This window comes from Niallia sp. FSL R7-0648, from assembly GCF_038007005.1.
Lineage (GTDB): Bacteria > Bacillota > Bacilli > Bacillales > Cytobacillaceae > Niallia > Niallia circulans.
The window spans coordinates 1,229,656-1,249,313 of sequence record NZ_JBBOWE010000001.1; the positions used below are offsets into that span (position 1 = coordinate 1,229,656).

General features: G+C 34.1%; 21 protein-coding genes and 1 riboswitch. Of the genes, 16 read left to right on the top strand and 5 right to left on the bottom strand.

The window, feature by feature from the left end:
- Window positions 1-202 precede the first annotated feature (202 nt).
- Window positions 203-718 carry a hypothetical protein gene (locus NSQ89_RS05740; protein ID WP_095257669.1) on the top strand — a complete coding sequence of 172 codons (516 nt, stop codon included), beginning with the start codon at window positions 203-205 and terminating at the stop codon, window positions 716-718.
- Window positions 719-745: 27 nt separating this feature from the next.
- A complete protein-coding gene (locus NSQ89_RS05745; protein ID WP_095257645.1) occupies window positions 746-2,260 on the top strand; it encodes a flotillin family protein in 1,515 nt (504 codons plus the stop codon).
- Window positions 2,261-2,309: 49 nt separating this feature from the next.
- Here the strand turns inward: NSQ89_RS05745 and NSQ89_RS05750 are convergent, their stop codons facing one another.
- Genes NSQ89_RS05750 through proV form a run of 3 tightly spaced genes read right to left on the bottom strand, consistent with a single transcriptional unit; the run spans window position 2,310 to window position 5,285 of the window.
- Entirely contained in the window at window positions 2,310-3,200 is an 891-nt protein-coding gene (locus NSQ89_RS05750) for a glycine betaine ABC transporter substrate-binding protein (RefSeq protein WP_047942933.1), read from the bottom strand.
- A gap of 1 nt (window position 3,201) precedes the next feature.
- Window positions 3,202-4,047 (bottom strand): ABC transporter permease, encoded by an 846-nt coding sequence (locus NSQ89_RS05755; protein ID WP_047942934.1) that lies wholly within the window; start codon window positions 4,045-4,047, stop codon window positions 3,202-3,204.
- Window positions 4,047-5,285, bottom strand: coding sequence for a glycine betaine/L-proline ABC transporter ATP-binding protein ProV (gene proV, locus NSQ89_RS05760; RefSeq protein ID WP_047942935.1), 1,239 nt, complete (start codon window positions 5,283-5,285; stop codon window positions 4,047-4,049). Before proV ends, NSQ89_RS05755 begins: the two co-directional genes overlap by 1 nt.
- 330 nt (window positions 5,286-5,615) lie before the next feature.
- Between proV and NSQ89_RS05765 the strand changes: the two genes are divergently transcribed.
- From NSQ89_RS05765 to NSQ89_RS05815, 11 genes are all read left to right on the top strand, one after another.
- Window positions 5,616-6,152, top strand: a complete 537-nt coding sequence (locus tag NSQ89_RS05765; RefSeq protein WP_047942936.1) for a GbsR/MarR family transcriptional regulator — start codon at window positions 5,616-5,618, stop codon at window positions 6,150-6,152.
- 229 nt (window positions 6,153-6,381) lie between these two features.
- Entirely contained in the window at window positions 6,382-6,489 is a 108-nt protein-coding gene (locus NSQ89_RS05770) for a YjcZ family sporulation protein (RefSeq protein WP_082138357.1), read from the top strand.
- A 36-nt stretch (window positions 6,490-6,525) separates the two neighbouring features.
- Complete coding sequence (locus NSQ89_RS05775; protein WP_082809995.1) at window positions 6,526-6,660, top strand: YjcZ family sporulation protein; 135 nt, start codon at window positions 6,526-6,528, stop codon at window positions 6,658-6,660.
- A 229-nt stretch (window positions 6,661-6,889) separates the two neighbouring features.
- Entirely contained in the window at window positions 6,890-7,603 is a 714-nt protein-coding gene (locus NSQ89_RS05780) for an NAD-dependent deacylase (RefSeq protein ID WP_095321849.1), read from the top strand.
- Window positions 7,604-7,771: 168 nt separating this feature from the next.
- Complete coding sequence (locus NSQ89_RS05785; RefSeq protein WP_047942940.1) at window positions 7,772-9,352, top strand: peptide chain release factor 3; 1,581 nt, start codon at window positions 7,772-7,774, stop codon at window positions 9,350-9,352.
- 599 nt (window positions 9,353-9,951) lie between these two features.
- Entirely contained in the window at window positions 9,952-11,025 is a 1,074-nt protein-coding gene (locus NSQ89_RS05790; protein WP_047942941.1) for an amino acid ABC transporter substrate-binding protein, read from the top strand.
- A 147-nt stretch (window positions 11,026-11,172) separates the two neighbouring features.
- Complete coding sequence (locus NSQ89_RS05795; protein WP_341132366.1) at window positions 11,173-12,297, top strand: amino acid ABC transporter permease; 1,125 nt, start codon at window positions 11,173-11,175, stop codon at window positions 12,295-12,297.
- 8 nt (window positions 12,298-12,305) lie between these two features.
- Window positions 12,306-13,502, top strand: coding sequence for an amino acid ABC transporter permease (locus NSQ89_RS05800; RefSeq protein ID WP_047942943.1), 1,197 nt, complete (start codon window positions 12,306-12,308; stop codon window positions 13,500-13,502).
- Between the two features lie 16 nt (window positions 13,503-13,518).
- The gene (locus NSQ89_RS05805; protein ID WP_047942944.1) at window positions 13,519-14,298 is read left to right on the top strand and encodes an amino acid ABC transporter ATP-binding protein; all 780 of its coding nucleotides are present in this window, start codon (window positions 13,519-13,521) and stop codon (window positions 14,296-14,298) included.
- Window positions 14,299-14,467: 169 nt separating this feature from the next.
- Window positions 14,468-14,959, top strand: a complete 492-nt coding sequence (locus NSQ89_RS05810; RefSeq protein WP_095257641.1) for a hypothetical protein — start codon at window positions 14,468-14,470, stop codon at window positions 14,957-14,959.
- A 121-nt stretch (window positions 14,960-15,080) separates the two neighbouring features.
- Window positions 15,081-15,177: riboswitch (yybP-ykoY riboswitch) on the top strand.
- Window positions 15,178-15,299: 122 nt separating this feature from the next.
- Window positions 15,300-16,073 carry a TerC family protein gene (locus tag NSQ89_RS05815; protein WP_047942946.1) on the top strand — a complete coding sequence of 258 codons (774 nt, stop codon included), beginning with the start codon at window positions 15,300-15,302 and terminating at the stop codon, window positions 16,071-16,073.
- A gap of 72 nt (window positions 16,074-16,145) precedes the next feature.
- Here the strand turns inward: NSQ89_RS05815 and NSQ89_RS05820 are convergent, their stop codons facing one another.
- A complete protein-coding gene (locus NSQ89_RS05820) occupies window positions 16,146-16,340 on the bottom strand; it encodes an alpha/beta-type small acid-soluble spore protein (RefSeq protein ID WP_047942948.1) in 195 nt (64 codons plus the stop codon).
- A 374-nt stretch (window positions 16,341-16,714) separates the two neighbouring features.
- Here NSQ89_RS05820 and NSQ89_RS05825 point away from each other — a divergent pair, with 374 nt between their 5' ends.
- The 3 genes from NSQ89_RS05825 (at window position 16,715) to NSQ89_RS05835 (ending at window position 18,510) form a co-directional block, all read left to right on the top strand.
- Window positions 16,715-18,070, top strand: coding sequence for a TrkH family potassium uptake protein (locus NSQ89_RS05825; RefSeq protein WP_047942949.1), 1,356 nt, complete (start codon window positions 16,715-16,717; stop codon window positions 18,068-18,070).
- Between the two features lie 134 nt (window positions 18,071-18,204).
- Entirely contained in the window at window positions 18,205-18,363 is a 159-nt protein-coding gene (locus tag NSQ89_RS05830) for a hypothetical protein (protein WP_164463606.1), read from the top strand.
- Complete coding sequence (locus NSQ89_RS05835) at window positions 18,364-18,510, top strand: hypothetical protein (RefSeq protein ID WP_341132367.1); 147 nt, start codon at window positions 18,364-18,366, stop codon at window positions 18,508-18,510.
- Window positions 18,511-18,554: 44 nt separating this feature from the next.
- On the opposite strand, the gene NSQ89_RS05840 is transcribed toward NSQ89_RS05835, so the two are convergent.
- Window positions 18,555-19,580, bottom strand: coding sequence for an acyltransferase family protein (locus NSQ89_RS05840; RefSeq protein WP_095257638.1), 1,026 nt, complete (start codon window positions 19,578-19,580; stop codon window positions 18,555-18,557).
- Between the last annotated feature and the right edge of the window lie 78 nt (window positions 19,581-19,658).

The window sequence follows — 19,658 nt, forward strand, 5'->3', positions numbered from 1 at the left end:
TTAAGCTGGAGCTAAATAGGGGTATTAGGTATTTATTTCTGTATGTCAGTTCATACAATATAAGTATAAATTAGATGTTTTTCTAAAAATTCCTGAAACCTTTCTTCGTTTAAGTCGTAAGTATGGTAAGTACTAAAATGAAGGGGGTCTGATTTTAGTGAATACATAGCAAAATTAAATTTTTAGAAAGTGAATGATGTATATGGAATTATTCGGCTTTGATCTTCCGTCCATTTATTTAACTGTTTTAATTGGTTCGGGAATATGTGTCATATTAACCTTATTACTTTCAGACTTATTTGGTGGAGATGTTGGTGTATTTAATCCTACTTTAATCCTTGCTTTTTTTACGATATTATCAGCAAGTGGTTATCTTATGGAGAAGTATTCTACTATCAATAGCATCATTATTCTTTCCATTTCAGCAGTAATCGCACTTATTATTTCCAGCTGTTTACACCTTTTTGTTTTTATTCCTCTTGCCAATGCAGAAGAATCATTAGTTTATAGCGATGAATCACTTAAGGGAAGAATTGGTAAAGTTATTACAACAATTCCGAAGGACGGTTATGGAGAAATATTGATCGAAAGCATCAGTGGAAATATCTCAAAAACGGCAGCTAGCTTTTATAATGAAGAAATTGGCTTTGGTGAAGAAACGGTTGTAGTAGAGATTAAAGAAAATGTTGCTTATGTTGTTCGCAAGGATGGCATATAGAAAAGCAAACAAAAGGAGGAAAAATAAATGGCCATTGAGATTTATATTGTAATAGGAATTGTAGCATTTTTATTAATCGCACTTATTAGTATTTTTATGGCGAAATATAAAACTGCAGGACCGGATGAAGCATTAATTGTAACAGGTAGTTATTTAGGTTCTAAAAATGTTCATGTTGATGAATCAGGAAATAAAATTAAAATTATTAGAGGGGGAGGGGCATTTATTCTCCCAGTTTTCCAGCAATCCGAACCTCTGAGTTTATTATCTAGTAAATTAGATGTTTCTACACCGGAAGTATATACAGAACAAGGCGTTCCAGTTATGGCAGATGGCACAGCTATTATTAAAATTGGTGGTTCTATTGGTGAAATTGCCACTGCAGCTGAACAGTTTCTAGGAAAATCAAAACAAGATCGTGAAAACGAAGCAAGAGAAGTATTAGAAGGACATTTACGTTCAATTCTAGGTAGTATGACAGTCGAAGAAATTTATAAAAATCGGGATAAATTTTCGCAAGAAGTACAAAGGGTTGCTTCGCATGACTTAGCAAAAATGGGTCTAGTCATTGTATCCTTTACAATTAAAGATGTCAGAGATAAAAACGGATACTTAGAATCGCTTGGTAAACCAAGAATTGCTCAAGTAAAACGAGATGCAGATATTGCAACGGCTGAGGCAGATAAAGAAACAAGAATCAAAAAAGCCGAAGCAGATAAAGATGCTAAAAAGGCAGAGTTAGAAAGAGCAACAGAGATTGCCGAAGCAGAAAAAGAAAACCAAATGAAGATTGCTGATTATAGAAGAGAGCAAGATGTTGCGAAAGCACGTGCTGACCAAGCGTATGATTTAGAAAGTGCTCGATCTAAGCAAGAAGTTACCGAACAAGAAATGCAAATTAAGATCATTGAAAGACAGAAACAAATTGAGTTGGAAGAAAAAGAGATCTTAAGAAGAGAAAAGCAGTATGATTCAGAGGTTAAAAAGAAAGCAGATGCCGATCGTTACGCAATGGAACAGGCTGCCGAAGCGAATAAACGCCGAGAAATTGCCGAAGCAGATGCAAACCAATATCGTATTGAATCACAAGCAAAAGCGGAAGCAGAAAAAGTGCGGGTAGATGGTTTAGCAAAAGCGGAAGCAGAAAAAGCAAAAGGGGAAACAGAAGCAGAAATTATCCGCTTAAAAGGTTTGGCCGAAGCAGAAGCAAAACGCAAAATTGCCGAAGCATATGCACAATATGGTCAAGCGGCAATCTTGGATATGGTACTTGGTATGTTACCTGAATACGCAAAACAAGTGGCCAGCCCATTAGCTAATATCGATAAGATTACGGTTGTGGATACTGGAAGTGATAGCAGTAACGGTGGCGCAAATAAAGTCACAGGCTATGCAACAAACTTAATGTCAACAATGCAAGAATCACTAAAGGCATCTGCTGGAATCGATGTAAAAGAGTTACTTGAAAATTTATCAGGCAAAGGAAATATTCGTCAGAGTATTAATGAGTTAAACGATAATTTAAGTAATAAATCAGAATAAAGAAAAAAGAGACTCATCTGAAATTATTTCAGATGAGTCTCTTTTTTCTTTATTTTTTTTCTTTTAAATCTTCAATTGAATTAATATCTTTCATATAGCTAGGTACAACAAGACCTAGTTTTGTTCCTTCTAAGTTAGGTCCTAGATCTTCGAATTGACCTTTGTATTTGTTCGCATAGTCTTCATGCGTAATTGGTAACCAACCTGCAATATGTGCATCTAGGCTGCCATCTGCTACACCAGTCCACATCGGACCTGCTTCGACTTGACTTAACGTTACATTATAACCTAAATCTGTTAAAACTTTGCCGATAACATTGGTACTTGCAATTTCACTATCCCATGCTACATATCCAATTTTAATTTTGTCTCCGTCTACCTTGCTCACGCCTTTTGTCCATTCACTAACTTTATCAGCATTATCTTTTATCCATTTTTCAGCTGCTTTTGCTGGATCTTCACCTTCATAAATATCCATCATAACAACACCCATATCATCTGTTGTCCAATGGAAATTATCCAGAACTTGATATGCTTCAGGCATATCTTCTTTTAATCCATTACGTGCAATGGAGTGAATGTTTTCATCTGCACCAAAAGAGCCTTTTGGATCTTCTAAGTATTTTAAATCATATGCAGTGAACATCCAATGTGGAGTCCAGCCAGTTATGATAATTGGTTCTTTTTTATCATACGCTTTTTTTAGCGTAGCAGTCATTGCTGCGCTTGAGCCTTCTACTAATTTCCAATCTTTTAAGTCATAGTCGCTAATCGCCTTACTAGCTGCTTTCATGATACCTGCACCAGGATCGATGCCGATAATTTCATAATCAACTTTTTCACCAATTGTTGCATTCGGATCGTCTGCACTGTTAGAACCACAGGCAGCTAACCCTAAAGTAAGAGTGATTGCTCCTAATAAACTAGTCATTTTTTTCATATTATTTTGCCCCCTTTTTCTTTGTACCCACATTTTGGGTAATTCTATCTAAAATGATCGCAAGTACTACAATAGATATACCAGCTTCAAATCCACGCCCAATTTGAATTTGAGTTACAGCACGATATACATCAGCACCAAGTCCTGGTGCACCAACCATTGCAGCAATAACTACCATTGATAGTGCAAGCATAATACTTTGGTTAATCCCAGCTAGTATTGTTGGCATAGCAAGTGGTAACTCAACCTTTAATAATTTTTGGCTAGTTGTGCTACCGAAGCTTTCTGTCGCTTCTCTAATATCACTAGGAACCTGTTGGATTCCAAGAATAGTCAAACGAATAGTAGGTGGCATAGCAAATATTACCGATGCTACCACTCCAGGTACGACCCCGATACTAAAGAAGAAGATAGCAGGAATAAGATAAACAAAGGCTGGCATTGTTTGCATAAAGTCTAATATTGGGATAACAATATTGCGGACAGTGTTATTTTGTGAAGCCCATATTCCTAGTGGAACACCAATTATAATGGAGATAAATACAGCAGAGAGAACAAGAGCCAGTGTATCAATCATGGGTTCCCAATAGCCTAAATTATCTACTAGTAGTAATCCGATAAGAGTGAAGATTGCAATCTTCTTATTCGCTAATTTCCATGCGAGTAATGTAAGTAAAATGATTAATAAAATAGGAGGAATAAATCCAAAGAAGCCTACTAAAATATTTACTACAAATTCTAATACTGCAGTGATGCCATCAAATAATACTTCAAAAGTAGTTGTCAGCCAAGCAACAAAGGAATCAATCCAATCTGCAACTGGTAATTTAGGAATTAGATTATTCATTATTCATTCCCCCCAACTAATACTGATTCTTCGGTTGGCGGAGTATTAATAAGTTCGTTGTTACCAGCAAGGGCTCCAATAACTGCACCTCTAACCAGAATCCCTTTTAATCTATTCTGTTCATCTATTACGGCAACTGGAATGATTGCAGTTGATACTTTATCAAAAAGATCAGCTAATAATGTGTCACCTGTAACGGTAATTACATCTTTTTGTAAAATGTTTTCGATGCCTTCATTTTTTTCGGCAGCTGCACGTGCATCATCTGCTGTGATTGCTCCGAGTAATTCTCTTTTCTTATTAACGACATAGATGCTTGAAATTCCTAGTTTCTTCATCATTTGTAATGCGACACGAGGTCCCTTTTCAATCGTTACTGCTTCTGCGCGTTTCATTATATGATTGGCAGTCAATACTTTCGATAAATCTACATCTTCGACAAATCGTTCTACATAATCATTGGATGGATTCATTAATATTTCTTCAGGTGTTCCAACTTGAACAATGGATCCATCTTTCATTAGTGCTATACGATCGCCAATACGAAGTGCTTCATCTAAGTCATGTGTAATAAAGATAATTGTTTTTTCCATATTTGATTGCAAGTCTAATAATTCGTCCTGCATATCTTTTCGAATAAGAGGATCAAGGGCACTAAATGCTTCATCCATTAGAAGAATATCTGGGTCATTTGCTAAAGCGCGAGCAAGACCGACCCTTTGCTGCATTCCACCACTTAATTGGTCTGGATATTGGGATTCATAACCTGATAATCCAACTAATTTAAGTGATTCAAGTGCACGTTCTTTTCTTGTTGCTTTATCAATCCCTTGAATTTCTAATCCATATTCCGCATTTTCCAATATTGTTCGATGAGGGAGTAGAGCGAATTTTTGGAAGACCATACTTATTTTTTCTCTGCGAACTTTACGTAAGTCTTCTTTTGACATTTTTACGATGTCTTTGCCATCAATATAAATGTTCCCGATTGTAGGATCAATCAGACGATTAAACATACGTACTAATGTAGATTTACCACTACCGGATAGCCCCATGATTACAAAGATTTCACCAGGATTCACTTCAAAACTAGCCTTGTTTACACCGACTGTTGCTCCTGTTTTTTTGAGGATATCCTTTTTTGATTCACCACTATTTAGTAGTTGAATTGCTTTTTTTGCGTTTTTGCCGAAAATCTTTGTAACATTTTCGACTTTTAATTTTGCCATACTTTCCATTCTTTCACCTCTTTAATTCTAAACGCTCTGTAAAGCGAGCCTACATATATTATAGAAGATAACCAATAGACACTTCAAACTGTATAATCAGTTAAAAAGATTCATTCTGAACGTACAGAAAAAACTGTATGAACTATAGGGCTTATATGCTTAATAATGCGCCCAAATGCTTTGATATACTATCTAGGTTACTACTTTACAATTTTTTTATTCATGTTAATCTATAAACAGAAAAAGTATTTAAGTGCTTGATTATTGATTCACCTTGATTATTGAAATAATCATGATTACAATGTATAAGTAAACATATAATATGGATGTGAATGATAAATGACGGATAGGGAGCAGTTAAATATTGCTCGAGAGAGAGTGATTGATTCCGTAGCTCAAAACATGGATTTATATGGAGTGACTGAATCAATTGGTAGATTATATGGAATGCTATTGTTCCAAGAAAATCCTATGACGCTTGACGAAATGAAAGAAGAGCTAGGGATGAGTAAAACCAGTATGAGTACGTCGGTTAGAACCTTGCTTGAATTGAAGATGGTAGACAAAGTATGGCGAAAAGGTGTTCGAAAAGATTTATATAGAGCAGAAGAAGATTGGTATCAAACATTTATCGATTATTTCACAATTAAATGGCGGTTAGCGATTACTGAAAATATATATGCAATTGAAAAATCAATGAATGAAATAAAAGCTTTAATGAATAAAGAAGGAATTTCTGAAGATGTTATAAAAGATGCAACTAATGACTTAGAGAAAATGAATTATGCACTAGATTATTATGATTGGCTTGAACGTTTTGTAGATAGTTTAGAATCACATGAAATTTTTAATTTCATTCCAAAAAATAAAGAATAAAAAATTATATGAAGGTGCTATCTTCTAAGGGTTTTTTTAAAACTCGGAAGATAGCGCCTTTTGTAGTTTATAAAGAAAAATTTGATATAAGGGAAAAATCAGCAAGAAACGAGAACAATGTAATCCCAAGGATATCTGGTTAAAAAACCTAAAAAATGTGCATTTGTCTATCGCACATTTTTAATTCTTGAATAGGATATATGGAATCAAAAAAAGGAGGTTTTTATTCATGGGTGAAGTTGGAGTAGGTTACGGCGGAGGTTTCGCTCTTTTAGTAGTATTGTTTATTTTATTGGTAATTATTGGTGCTTCTTGGGGTTACGGCGGATTTTATTAATCCGTAACGAAACAGATATTAAAAGGAGGAAATAGAATGTACGGATATGGTTGTGGATATCCCGGCTATGGTTATGGCTATGGTGGTGCAGGTTACGGCGGAGGTTTCGCTTTAATCGTTGTTTTATTCATTCTTTTAATCATTGTGGGTGCAGCTTGCTTTAAATGGTAAAATAACGAAAAATGGAAGGCTGATTCGAAGAGTCAGTCTTCTTTTAATGATATTAAGTAGAGTGAATAAAGTACATATATTTATACAAAATATACTTTTTCGTGCAATGAAACGTGCAGGGTTCCACAGATTATCTTTTGGGGAGCAAATCATTCTTTCTTAATTTTGAGGAGTCATAACTATTTGCTAAAATGAATAGATAAGATATGTATTAGGGGGAAATGGATAGATGGATTCCTTAGTTCAATTAATAAAGTCTGCTAATTATTTTGTTATATTTACTGGTGCTGGGATGTCTACGGAGAGTGGATTGCCTGATTTTCGATCTGCTAATAAGGGATTATGGACTGCTGAAAAAAAACAATACCTTTCCAGTACGAGTGCCCTAAATAATCATGTGCAAGAATTTATTGAGTTTTATCGTAACCGAGTTCAAGGTATTCATGAATTTAAGCCGCATCATGGCTATTACATATTAAGTGATTGGGAAAGAAAAGGCTATGTAAAACAAATCATCACACAGAATGTGGATGGATTTCACGAAGAAGCAGGAAATCAGAAAGTTGCTGAATTGCATGGAACATTAAAAAAGGTTCATTGTGAAATATGTGGAAGGAGCTATCCTAGTGATGAATATTTACATGACAACTATTCATGCAGTTGTGGAGGAATATTAAGACCTTCCATTGTACTTTTTGGAGAAATGCTCCCAGAACAGCCATTTTTGAGAGCGGAAGAGGCAGCCATAAATTCTGATGTCTTCTTAGTTTTAGGGTCCTCTTTATCCGTTTCACCAGCAAATCAATTTCCCTTACTTGCAAAGCAAACAGGGGCTAAACTTATCATTATTAATAAAGAGCAAACTCAAATGGATGGCATTGCTGACATTGTCATTTATGAATCAATCGGAAAGGTATTAGAAGAAATTAATCTTAAGCTGTAATGTTCATCAATTGGCTAGGAATACATAAGATTGATGATACTCATAAAAAAAGAAAAATAGTACAAAGAAAAGTAGCTGAATACGTTTAAATCCATTGCAAACTTTGATATATCGAGATAATATAAGGGAATGGACTAAATTTGAAACCGTAAAAGAGAGGAAAGTAACATGTCAAAGAATTTTAAACAGGATGTACTATCTCGTCGCACCTTTGCGATTATTTCCCATCCGGATGCTGGAAAAACGACGTTAACGGAAAAGTTATTACTATTCGGCGGAGCAATTAGAGATGCTGGAACAGTAAAAGGGAAGAAAACAGGAAAATATGCGACAAGTGACTGGATGGAGATAGAAAAGCAAAGAGGGATTTCTGTTACATCAAGTGTGATGCAATTTGACTACAAAAATGCACGAGTAAATATTTTGGATACACCGGGACACCAAGACTTTAGTGAAGATACTTATCGTACTCTAACAGCTGTGGATAGTGCTGTGATGATTATTGATTCGGCAAAAGGAATAGAGGAACAAACGTTAAAGTTATTTAAAGTGTGTAAGATGCGAGGTATCCCTATTTTTACATTTATTAATAAATTAGATCGCCAAGGGAAGCCACCTCTTGAATTACTTGCGGAATTAGAAGAAGTAATGGGAATCGAGTCTTATCCAATGAATTGGCCGATTGGAATGGGGAAAGAATTTTTAGGTATATATGATCGTTTTTATAATCGAATTGAGCAGTTCCGTGTAGAAGATAAGGAAAGATATGTTGATCTAAATGAAGATGGTGAGATTGAAGGAGATCATCCAATTAAACAGGATTCTTTATATGATCAAACATTAGAAGAAATTATGCTTTTAAATGAAGCTGGAAATGAGTTTTCTGAGGAGAAAATTAATAATGGTGATTTAACACCTGTATTTTTTGGCAGTGCATTAAGTAATTTTGGGGTACAAACATTTTTAGAAACATATTTGCAATTTGCACCGTCTCCACAAGCTAGAAAATCTACCATTGGAGAGATTGATCCTTTATCAGAAGAGTTTTCGGGGTTCATTTTTAAAATTCAAGCGAATATGAATCCAGCTCACCGTGACCGTATTGCGTTTTTACGTATTTGTTCTGGGAAATTTGAAAGAGGCATGACGGTTAATTTACCTAGAACAGGGAAGCAAGTAAAGTTAGCGCAATCTACACAATTTATGGCAGATGATCGAAGTACAGTTAATGAGGCGGTTAGTGGAGATATTATTGGGTTGTATGATCCAGGTTTTTATCAAATTGGCGATACATTAACGGTTAGCAAGAATGCTTACCAATATGAAAAACTACCTCAATTTACACCTGAGCTTTTTGTGAAGGTAACGGCAAAGAATGTAATGAAACAAAAACATTTTCATAAAGGCATTCAGCAGCTCGTACAAGAAGGTGCAATTCAGTTATATAAGACTGTCAAAACAGAAGATTATTTGCTGGGAGCAGTTGGTCAGCTACAATTTGAAGTATTTGAGCATCGAATGAGAAATGAGTACAATGTAGAAGTAATTATGGAGCATGTAGGTTCAAAAATTGCCCGTTGGTTAGTGGATGAAGAGGTAAATGAAAATCTTTCTAGTGGAAGAAGTCTGCTCGTAGAGGATCGCTACGGCAAAAAAGCATTTTTATTTGAAAATGAATTTGCATTAAGATGGTTCCAAGATAAAAATCCAGAAGTGAAATTATATAATCCGATGGATGAACAAGAATAATTCACTAAAAGAAGAGATTATTACAAAAGTATTCTACCTGTTTTAAATGGAGATTCTTTTGTAAATAGTCTCTTTTTTATGTAATGGAAAATTAGCTCTATGTTGAAATGATGTCAGATTTTCGAACATATGAAAGGGGGAGGAAGGGAGAAGGAACAAGTGTTTATTATCAAAATGTAGCTTTTTGTTATGTTGAAATAATTTTTATTTGATGGAACGTAGATATATACTATCTTTTTTCTGATATAAAAGCGGAGAGATGGTTTTTGTATCGAGTAAAAAAGAAAGTCTTTCGGTATACGAATTACTGATATATAAGGTTTTTGTAAATCTAAATAAAAACGAAAACGTTTAAATTGTTTTCATAATTAAAAGTTTTCAAAAAACTATTTGTAATTCTAATAAAAATAGGTATAATAAAAACATGATGTTACAAAAGTTAACAAACAATTGTTAAATGAGTTGGCTTTTTAACTTCTAATAGGACTGATACTAACATTCGATGTAATAAGAGTATTCTTGTAAATATAATAGATTGAATATTCTTTTAATTAGAGTTTGCTAGTATCATAAAAACAAGATATAGGGGGATATATTGTATGAAGAAAAGTTTGTCGCTTACTTTTAGTATTTTATTAGTGCTTGTTCTAGCTTTAGCTGGCTGCTCAAGTAAGTCAGGATCAGATGGGGAAAGTACTAATGGTGCAAAAACAAGTTCTTCTAAAAGTTTACTTGAAACCATTAAAGATAGAGGGACATTAAAAGCAGGTGTTAATGATGCTCTTCCTGGTTTTGGCTACATAGGTTCAGATGGAAAAAATACTGGTTTTGATGTTGATTTTGCAAGAGCGATTGCAGCGGGAGTTCTTGGAGATCCTTCCAAAATTGAGTTTAGACCACTATCAGCTACAGACCGCTTTACTGCTGTTCAATCTGGTGAAGTAGATGTATTAATTCGTAATACAACTTGGACAACAAACCGTGATGCTGAAGTGGGGCTAAGTTTTGCTCCAGTTACTTTCTATGATGGGCAGGGAATAATGGTTCCAAAGGATAGTGGAATCAAAACACTGAAAGATTTAGAGGGTAAAACAATTGGAGTAGAAACGGGAACAACAACCGAATTAAACTTAGCTGATCAGATGAAAGCAGCTGGTGTTAACTATACAGCACAAACATTTGATAATGCAGATGCTGTAATTGCTGCATATGAACAGGGTTCTATTGATGCTTGGACAACAGATAAATCAGGATTAGTTTCTCGCCAGTCTACTTTGCAGGATCCAGATGCTCATATTATTTTAGAAGAAACATTATCAAAAGAACCACTAGCTCCAGCTGTGAAGGATGGAGACGAAAAATGGGCGGATGCAGTATCATGGATTGTATATGCAACCATTCAAGCGGAAGAATTCGGTATTACCTCTAAAAACGTAGATGATTTCTTAACTAGTGAAAACCCAGAGATTAAGCGTCTTTTAGGAGTGGAAGGTAATCTAGGAGAACAGCTAGGCTTAGCCAATGATTTTGCCTACCAAGTAATTAAACAAGTTGGTAACTATGGTGAAATATACGAGCGAAATTTAGGCCCTGACACAGTGTTCAAATTAGAGCGTGCACAAAATGCGTTATATACTGATGGGGGATTATTGTACTCTATTCCATTCCGTTAATAGGTAATAACACAGATAAAAATATGGGGGGTCTCAAAAACCAAAGTGTCTAATCTATTTGAGATACCCCCTATTCTTTTAAGTGAGAGGTGAGAAATAGTGGAAATGAAAAAAACAACATCGACTCCTCTTTGGAGAAATAGAAAAGTGGTCCCGATAATTAGTCAAATTATCTTTGTTCTAATTGTAGGAATAGTAATTGCCTTTATGGTGAGAAATGTAATATCAGGTCTCGAACAAATAGGTTTAGTATTAGGATTAGACTACTTAAATTTAAAAGCATCTTTCCCTATAGCAGAATCTATTATTAGTTATACACCTGACGATCCTTATACACGTGCTTTATTAGTAGGATTATTAAATACACTTAAGGTTTCCGTTTTTGGGATTATCCTTGCAACTATTATTGGAGTCATTGTAGGAGTTGCGAGATTATCAAACAACTGGTTAGTCAGTAAAGTGGCAACAGTATATGTTGAAGTTTTTAGAAATACACCATTATTGGTTCAAATTTTCATTTGGAATTTTGCTGTTTTTTTACCAATGCCGAAAATTCAAGATGCTATATCGGTTGGGCCGTTTTATTTTTCAAATAGAGGTGCCTCTATTCCGTGGTTTACCTTACAGGATAATACGCTGATCTGGCTTGTCATTCTAATTTTTTTAATCGCAGGAAGCATAATTTTATTCAAAAAATTAACCAAAGTATCGATAGAATCAGGTAAGTCTACATATCCGTTCATTTCAAGTGTGGGATTAATAGTAATTGGAACGATAATTATCTATATTATTTTAGGAAATGGACCACTTGGTTTTTCTGTTCCTGTATTTAATGGCAATTCATTTGAAGGAGGAACGTCATTATCCATCGGGTTTATGTCTGTTTTAGCTGCCTTAACAATCTATACATCAACCTATATTTCTGAAATTGTTCGTGCAGGAATAATGGGGGTTCCAAAAGGGCAGACAGAAGCTGCTAAAGCGCTTGGATTTAAAAGTCATAAAGCACTTCGGTTAATTATTTTTCCGCAAGCAATTAGAATCATTATCCCGCCATTAACAAGCCAATATTTAAATTTAATAAAAAACTCAAGTTTAGCAATGGCTGTAGCATATCAAGATATTGTTGGAATCGGAAATACAATTATTAACCAGACAGGACATACATTAGAAACTTTATTAATTGTTATTTCAGTGTATTTATTATTTAGCTTAACTACATCACTGTTAATGAATATTTTTAATAAAAAATTCCAGCTGGTAGAAAGGTAGGGAGGTAAATGGATAATATACAACTGAATACGGAACCAGTTTTGGAAACGAAAAAATTGAATAAACAAAAGAAATTACAATTATGGCTGAAAAATAACTTATTTAAGGATTGGAAAAATGCTATTTTAACGATTGTCACATTAATGGTTACTATCTATTTGCTTACGAGAATAGGTAAGTTTTTATTGGCAAGTGAATGGGGAGTTGTTACTGACAATTTAAGGCTCCTCTTTGTCGGACAATTTCCAATAGAAGAAATATGGAGATTGTGGATATCTCTTCTGTTATTATCAGTGTTTTTAGGTACTACTTGGGGAGCTTGGAGAGGGATTATCGGACATGTTGCCATTAGTCTTAGTATTCTTCTAGTTATATTTGGAGTAATTCCTTATACGGCAATGGAATCAAAAGTATATTTATTTACGAGTGCAGCAGTGATATTCCTTTTTTACTTTATCGGAAAATATGTTCCGAAGTTAAAAATCCCCCTCCTTATATTATGGATTTTATATATACCGATTACTCTTTCTATTATTAATGGGTTTGGTGTACTTGAGCCAGTAAAAACAAATATTTGGGGAGGATTTTTATTAACGCTTGTTATCGCTTCGGTTGCAATTATTTGTTCTTTCCCATTAGGTTTACTCCTAGCAGTGGGGAGACGAAGTAAACTGCCTATAATCAAATATTGCTGTATTCTTTATATAGAATTAATCCGAGGAATGCCGCTGATTATGGTGTTATTTATTGCCCAATTATTGCTGCCGATGTTCCTTGGGGGAATCGAACTAGATAATGTAGTCCGGGCAATGATAGCATTCACTTTATTCAGTGCGGCCTATTTAGCAGAAAATATCCGTGGAGGTCTGCAATCAATACCGAGAGGACAATTTGAAGCAGCGCAAGCTCTAGGATTAAATAATTTTAAGGTAATGATTTTTGTCATATTGCCACAGGCTTTAAAAGCAGTTATCCCAGCTATGGTTGGTCAATTTATTTCCATCTTTAAAGATACATCTTTAGTTGCGGTTATTGGATTAGCAGATTTTCTTGGAATGGGAAAAAAAATTGCTGCAAATCCGGAATATTTAGGTAAATATATGGAGTTATATATTGTGATTGCTTTTATATACTTCATCTTCTGTTTCTTAATGTCGCATGTAAGTAAGCATATAGAAAAATCACTTGGTGTAGGGACGAGATAGAAAGGAGAATGAGAGGATGGAAAGTGTCTTTAGTGTAAATAAATTGTCGACGCCTCTAAATGAGAGAGAGGATATTATTAAAGTTACTAAATTGAATAAATGGTATGGAGACCACCATGTATTAAAAGACGTAGATCTTACGGTAAAGCAAGGGGAGGTAATTGTAATTTTAGGACCATCAGGTTCTGGTAAGTCAACCTTTATTCGTACGATAAATGCTTTAGAGGAATTTCAAAAGGGGCACATAACGGTTGATAATATTGCATTAACAGATGATTTGAAAAACATTGAAGAAATTCGGAAAGAAACGGGAATGGTGTTTCAATCATTTAATTTATTCCCTCATATGACTATCCTAAAGAATATCTCTTTAGCACCAATTTGGGTGAGAAAGTGGAAAAAAACAAAGGCAGAACAAATTGCGAAAGAATTACTTGAAAGAGTTGGTATTCCAGAACAAGCAAATAAGTATCCAGGACAATTGTCAGGTGGACAACAGCAACGTGTTGCAATTGCACGAGCATTAGCGATGCAGCCGAAGATTATGCTGTTTGATGAACCTACTTCTGCACTAGATCCTGAAATGGTAAAGGAAGTATTAGATGTTATGAAAACTCTAGCAGAGTCAGGCATGACCATGTTGGTGGTAACACATGAGATGGGTTTTGCAAGACAAGTGGCAGATCGAATCATCCTTTTTGATAAAGGCGAAATTGTAGAAACCGGAAAACCGGAAGAACTATTTGATCATCCGAAGCATGAACGGACAAAAGCGTTTTTATCTCAGATATTATAAAAAGAGCCCTAGGGCTCTTTTTTAGTGTTTATATGAAATATGGATCTCTATAAACAGTATTTTCATCCATTTTTTTATTTTGTAAAAATATAACAATTTATTTTGAATAAAATATCAAGATTTCGCTAAAAATGTAATAGTAGGTATAGAAAAATAGATGGTGATACCAATGAAGGGCCTAAGTAGAATTGAAGCAATCATGTGGAGTATAGCTTTACCTGGTTTTAGTCAGTTATTATTGAAAAAATATTGGAAAGGAACACTATTAGTTATCTTAGAATTTATTATAAATGCGAAAAGTAATTTTAATTTAGCTATTATGCTGAGTTTTTGTGGCAATATCCAAGAGGCAATTGAAATTATCGACTTTCAATGGATATTGTTTTATCCGTGTTTATATATGTTCGCAATGTGGGATGCCTATAAGGAAGTTATGGAATCAGAAAATGAATATGCTTTCTTACCATTTGTGTTTTGCGCATATTTTGTTACCGTAGGTGTTTTTTATTCGACACAAATGAAGTTATTTGGAGTATTGTTAGGTCCTGTATTTTTGCCCATGGTATTTTTGATACCTGGAATCATTAGTGGGTATGTAGTTAAGTATTGCTTAATTTATTTTAAAAAAAGAAACATTCTTAAAGAGGAAAATGATGATTGACTAAGAAACAAGATGAAAGAAATACAGATAGAAAAAAATTATCAGTAAAATTAAAAAATATGCAAAAAACCATTGGCAAATAGTTCAATATTGTATATAATTAATACATATTAATATTTGTATACTACTCAAAGGGGAGTAGCTTTTAGGTTTAATACCTAAAACAAAGTCGTCAGTTCATGGCATATGCCATCGGCTTTGTTGGCATATTAGTGCTTAGCAAGACCTTTGCCTATTTGGCAAAGGTCTTTTTTTGCGCACTTTTGTACATAATAACGAAAGTCGTAGCAAAACCTGCTAATAGGAGTATACAAATAAAAACCTAAAGGGGGAAATTTTATTGGATGCAAGCATGTTACTAGAGTATGGGTGGGTTTTACTGATTCTTGTCGTTTTAGAGGGGTTACTAGCAGCTGATAATGCGGTTGTAATGGCTGTTATGGTTAAGCATTTGCCCGTAGAACAACAAAAAAAGGCACTTTTCTACGGATTATTGGGTGCTTTTGTATTCCGTTTTGCTACTTTATTTATGATTTCTTATTTAGTGGATGTTTGGCAAGTGCAAGCGATAGGGGCGCTTTATCTTCTCTTTATTGCAGTGCATAATATTTACGGAAAGTATGCGAAGAAGAATGAAGACGATAAAGACAAGAAGCCGAAGAAACAATCGGGTTTCTGGATGACTGTTTTTAAAGTAGAATTAGCAGACATTGCTTTTGCGATTGATTCCATGTTAGCAGCGGTTGCCCTTGCGATTACATTACCAAAAACAAATTGGTTTACGCTAGGCGGCATTGATGGAGGACAATTCTTAGTTATGTTCCTTGGGGGATTAATTGGATTGATCATTATGCGTTTTGCTGCAAACTGGTTTGTGAAGTTACTTCATTCTCGTCCATCTCTAGAAACAGCAGCATTTTTAATTGTAGGCTGGGTTGGGGTGAAATTAGCAGTATTTACGTTGGCACATCCATCGGTAGGATTCTTAGATGAGCATTTTCCGGAATCGAAAATATGGAAAGGAATCTTCTGGTTTGTGCTAGTAGCTATTGCAGTTGGTGGATATCTCTTCTCCAATAAAGAAGCAGTTAAAGCAAAAGAAAGTAATGCATAAGCATGATGAAAAAGCCATTCATTAGGAATGGCTTTTTCTTTTTGCTCAGGACTTTAGTTCAGCAGATTTAACTTATTGCGTTTTTCCAGATAACTCTGCCTGCGCTTGTTGGACAAGTCTTTTTGTTATTTCTCCCCCAACAGAACCATTAGCACGTGAAACAGTATCAGATCCTAAATTCACACCGAATTCTTGCGCAATTTCATACTTAACACTATCTAAGTATTGTTCAATTCCTGGAACTAATAATTTATTTCGAGAAGCCATTTTTGTTTCCTCCTTATGAATATATAGTACAGTTTATTTATCAATTAATTGTTTCCAAAAAAGTAATGATAAATGATTCTGTATTAATAATATGTGGATTTATTTTTAGTTCATTAGTGGTAAAGTTTGTGTATACGGGAGAAAATAGGATTTATTGTTGTTTATAGGTTAACCTAGCCTATAGGGAAACCTCCATTGCTTCATTAATTAATAGTACTTAAAAATAATCAAACTAATCTTAAAAGTTTCCTAAACATTTAAGATTAGCTTGAACGTCGAGGGATAGATAACTTATACTGTTTAATATCTATGATAAATAAAGCCATCATTAAATAGGATATATGGGTAGCTTCAAAGAAAGGAATTGTTTTTTAATGGGCAAGAAGTTTAAGTTAGTCCTTCAAAATTTGACTCCTGCGCAGATGATAACCAGTTATTATGGTTTAGCTGTCAGCATATCGGTTTTATTATTAAGTTTACCAGGAGTACATAAAGAAGGAGTAACAGTTTCCTTTATGGATACATTGTTTACTGCTGTAACGGCAGTAAGTGTAACAGGACTTACTGTAATTAATATCGCTGAAACGTATAGTACATTTGGAATAATAATATTAATGTTTGTTCTGCAATTTGGTGGTATTGGAGTAATGGCAATAGGTACATTCTTTTGGATGATTCTTCGTAAGAAGATTGGTTTAAGAGAGAGACAGTTAATAATGATTGACCACAATCAATCTAATCTTTCAGGTCTCGTCAATTTAATAAGAGAAATTATCAAAATCATTCTTATTATTGAAGTATTGGGTGCTATTATACTTTCAATGCAATTTCATAATTATTATCCTACCTGGGGGGATTCGATTTTACATGGAACTTTTGCCTCTGTTAGTGCGACAACCAATGGAGGATTAGATTTAACAGGAGAATCACTTACTCCCTTTAAGGATGATTATTTTGTCCAACTTGTTAATATTATTTTAATTACATTAGGAGCAATTGGATTTCCCGTGCTTATCGAAGTGAAAAATTACCTGTTTCCAAAAGAAGGGAAAAACCATCTAAAGTTTTCTTTATTCACTAAGTTAACAACCATTACTTTCGGTTTTCTTTTACTATTTGGAACGATTATGATTATTGTCTTAGAATGGGGTAATTATTATGCAGGAATGAGCTGGCATCAAATATTCTTCAATGCCTTTTTTCATTCTACCTCCACTCGAAGCGGCGGTTTAGCAACAATGGAATTAAATGAGTATTCTATGACAACTTTGCTTATCTTTTGTTTTCTTATGTTTATTGGTGCTTCCCCAAGTTCAGTTGGAGGAGGTATCAGAACAACAACCTTTGCATTGAATATCTTATTTATTTATCATTATGCAAATGGCAATAGGTATATTAAGATATTTAAACGAGAAATTCATGAAGAGGATATTATAAAATCATTGGTTGTAACGATATTTGCGATTGGTATTTGTCTTGTCGCTGTCATTGCCTTATCTATTTCTGAAAAGGCGTCCCTTATTGTGATTCTTTTCGAAGTTTGTTCTGCATTTGGAACAACTGGACTTTCTTTAGGATTAACACCAGAATTATCTACCTTTGGTAAGTGTGTAATTATGCTGCTTATGTTCATCGGAAGAATAGGGTTAACTTCTTTTATCTATATTATTGGAGGAAAAGAGAAAAAGGATAACTTCCATTATCCAAAAGAACGGATCATTGTTGGATAAGGGTAAGTAAGAAGTGAATGGAGCTGTCTATTTTAACAGCTCCATTCTTTTATGATTGTTTGACAAAAGTAGGAAAGCATATCTTTTTTTTTACATGTGGATAATAATGATGTAAATGGAAAGGAGAGATCATAATGGCTAAGAGAAAAGCTGAAGTTAACAGTGTAGAAAAATACAGCAAGACGCCAAAGAAAAATACGCAGGAAACAGAATTTTCCGCTGAATTTAGTAGGGGCGAAAACCCAATCAAAGGTGCTAATCGTAATGCAAAGCATGGAAGAGAGGGACAATAAATGGCGAAAAAAATAAAAAAACAACTACAGACAGAAGCTTCAAATGTAGAGTTTGGCCAAGAGTTTGGTGATGTTAATGCAAGTAAATTCTATGATACAGGAGCCTTAACAAAGGATAAAACAAAGAGAGCAACTAGAAAAAAATAAAAAATTTCCCATCAGTAAATTTCTTCACTGATGGGAACAAAAAATTATCTATTAGTTTGAAGAGAGCGCTGAACTCTTGAGAATAGCTTTTTTAATTTAGAACTTTTTAATTCAATAATAGGCTGTGTAAAGGAAATAATTATATTGCTTGAAAGCAGTACTGTAATTAAGAAAGATACAATTATAATCATCACATATGACCTAGGTGATTCAAAAATATCTGGTAAGTCACTTTGTCTAAAGAGACGGATAAAAAAGCCATGAAGTAAATATACATATAATGTTGATTTTCCGAACTTAGTAAAGAAATATTCCTTTTTTGGTACACAAGCAAAAAAGCAAAAAATCATCAGAAAACTTAATAGATAGAAAAATAATCGAATAGCCATCCCTATAAAATAACCTTCTCCAAGGGCTTCATAAGATTTTGATCCGAATAACCATTGATAATTAACAGTAGGGAATAGGTGAAATCCTATAAAAACAATCGTGAAAATAACAATAGCTAGGATGGTTGCTTTTTTTGTTTTTACTAAAGCAAAATGATCTTTTTTCATATAAAATCCTATTAAGAATAAAGGGAAGAACACAAAGGTTCTCGTTAAGCTTAAATAGCTGGACGTCCAATCGACCATACCAATCGCTAATCCTAGTATAAAGGAAAGTAAGATTCCATGTATAGGCTTTAACTTCACAAACGCTAGTAAAAAGATGTTCCAAAAAAACAAACTAATTAAAAACCATAAGGACCAATGTGGGGTCAACGGTTCAATGGCAAAAGTTGATTTTCCATATAGAAAATAATAAAAAATGCTGTATACAAGTTGGAAGATAAGGTAGGGAATGATTAGTTTTTTTGCATATTTTTTTATATATCCCTTTTCCGCTATCCCTTTGGCAAAAAATCCCGAAATAAGAATAAATGCTGGCATATGGAAAGTGTAAATTACTTTATATAGCGTATAAATATTTTGATTGTCATTTATGAATGATTGGATAAAATGACCGAAGACAACGAAAAAAATCAAAATAAATTTTGCATTATCAAAGTAGTAATCCCGTTGTTTCATAAACTCATCCTTTCATGAACGGAAATATCCTATATTTCATTTCACTAACTATATATAACACAAATTCCATTGTTTTAA

Bases quoted from the DNA above. Each gene is read 5' to 3' on its own strand.
- NSQ89_RS05790 (WP_047942941.1), top strand. From the start codon at position 9,952: ATGAAGAAAAGTTTGTCGCTTACTTTTAGTATTTTATTAGTGCTTGTT.
- NSQ89_RS05740 (WP_095257669.1), top strand. From the start codon at position 203: ATGGAATTATTCGGCTTTGATCTTCCGTCCATTTATTTAACTGTTTTA.
- NSQ89_RS05805 (WP_047942944.1), top strand. From the start codon at position 13,519: ATGGAAAGTGTCTTTAGTGTAAATAAATTGTCGACGCCTCTAAATGAG.
- NSQ89_RS05840 (WP_095257638.1), bottom strand. From the start codon at position 19,580: ATGAAACAACGGGATTACTACTTTGATAATGCAAAATTTATTTTGATT.
- NSQ89_RS05775 (WP_082809995.1), top strand. From the start codon at position 6,526: ATGTACGGATATGGTTGTGGATATCCCGGCTATGGTTATGGCTATGGT.
- NSQ89_RS05745 (WP_095257645.1), top strand. From the start codon at position 746: ATGGCCATTGAGATTTATATTGTAATAGGAATTGTAGCATTTTTATTA.
- NSQ89_RS05765 (WP_047942936.1), top strand. From the start codon at position 5,616: ATGACGGATAGGGAGCAGTTAAATATTGCTCGAGAGAGAGTGATTGAT.
- NSQ89_RS05755 (WP_047942934.1), bottom strand. From the start codon at position 4,047: ATGAATAATCTAATTCCTAAATTACCAGTTGCAGATTGGATTGATTCC.
- NSQ89_RS05750 (WP_047942933.1), bottom strand. From the start codon at position 3,200: ATGAAAAAAATGACTAGTTTATTAGGAGCAATCACTCTTACTTTAGGG.
- NSQ89_RS05770 (WP_082138357.1), top strand. From the start codon at position 6,382: ATGGGTGAAGTTGGAGTAGGTTACGGCGGAGGTTTCGCTCTTTTAGTA.
- NSQ89_RS05800 (WP_047942943.1), top strand. From the start codon at position 12,306: ATGGATAATATACAACTGAATACGGAACCAGTTTTGGAAACGAAAAAA.
- proV (WP_047942935.1), bottom strand. From the start codon at position 5,285: ATGGAAAGTATGGCAAAATTAAAAGTCGAAAATGTTACAAAGATTTTC.
- NSQ89_RS05810 (WP_095257641.1), top strand. From the start codon at position 14,468: ATGAAGGGCCTAAGTAGAATTGAAGCAATCATGTGGAGTATAGCTTTA.
- NSQ89_RS05825 (WP_047942949.1), top strand. From the start codon at position 16,715: ATGGGCAAGAAGTTTAAGTTAGTCCTTCAAAATTTGACTCCTGCGCAG.
- NSQ89_RS05820 (WP_047942948.1), bottom strand. From the start codon at position 16,340: ATGGCTTCTCGAAATAAATTATTAGTTCCAGGAATTGAACAATACTTA.
- NSQ89_RS05780 (WP_095321849.1), top strand. From the start codon at position 6,890: ATGGATTCCTTAGTTCAATTAATAAAGTCTGCTAATTATTTTGTTATA.
- NSQ89_RS05830 (WP_164463606.1), top strand. From the start codon at position 18,205: ATGGCTAAGAGAAAAGCTGAAGTTAACAGTGTAGAAAAATACAGCAAG.
- NSQ89_RS05785 (WP_047942940.1), top strand. From the start codon at position 7,772: ATGTCAAAGAATTTTAAACAGGATGTACTATCTCGTCGCACCTTTGCG.
- NSQ89_RS05835 (WP_341132367.1), top strand. From the start codon at position 18,364: ATGGCGAAAAAAATAAAAAAACAACTACAGACAGAAGCTTCAAATGTA.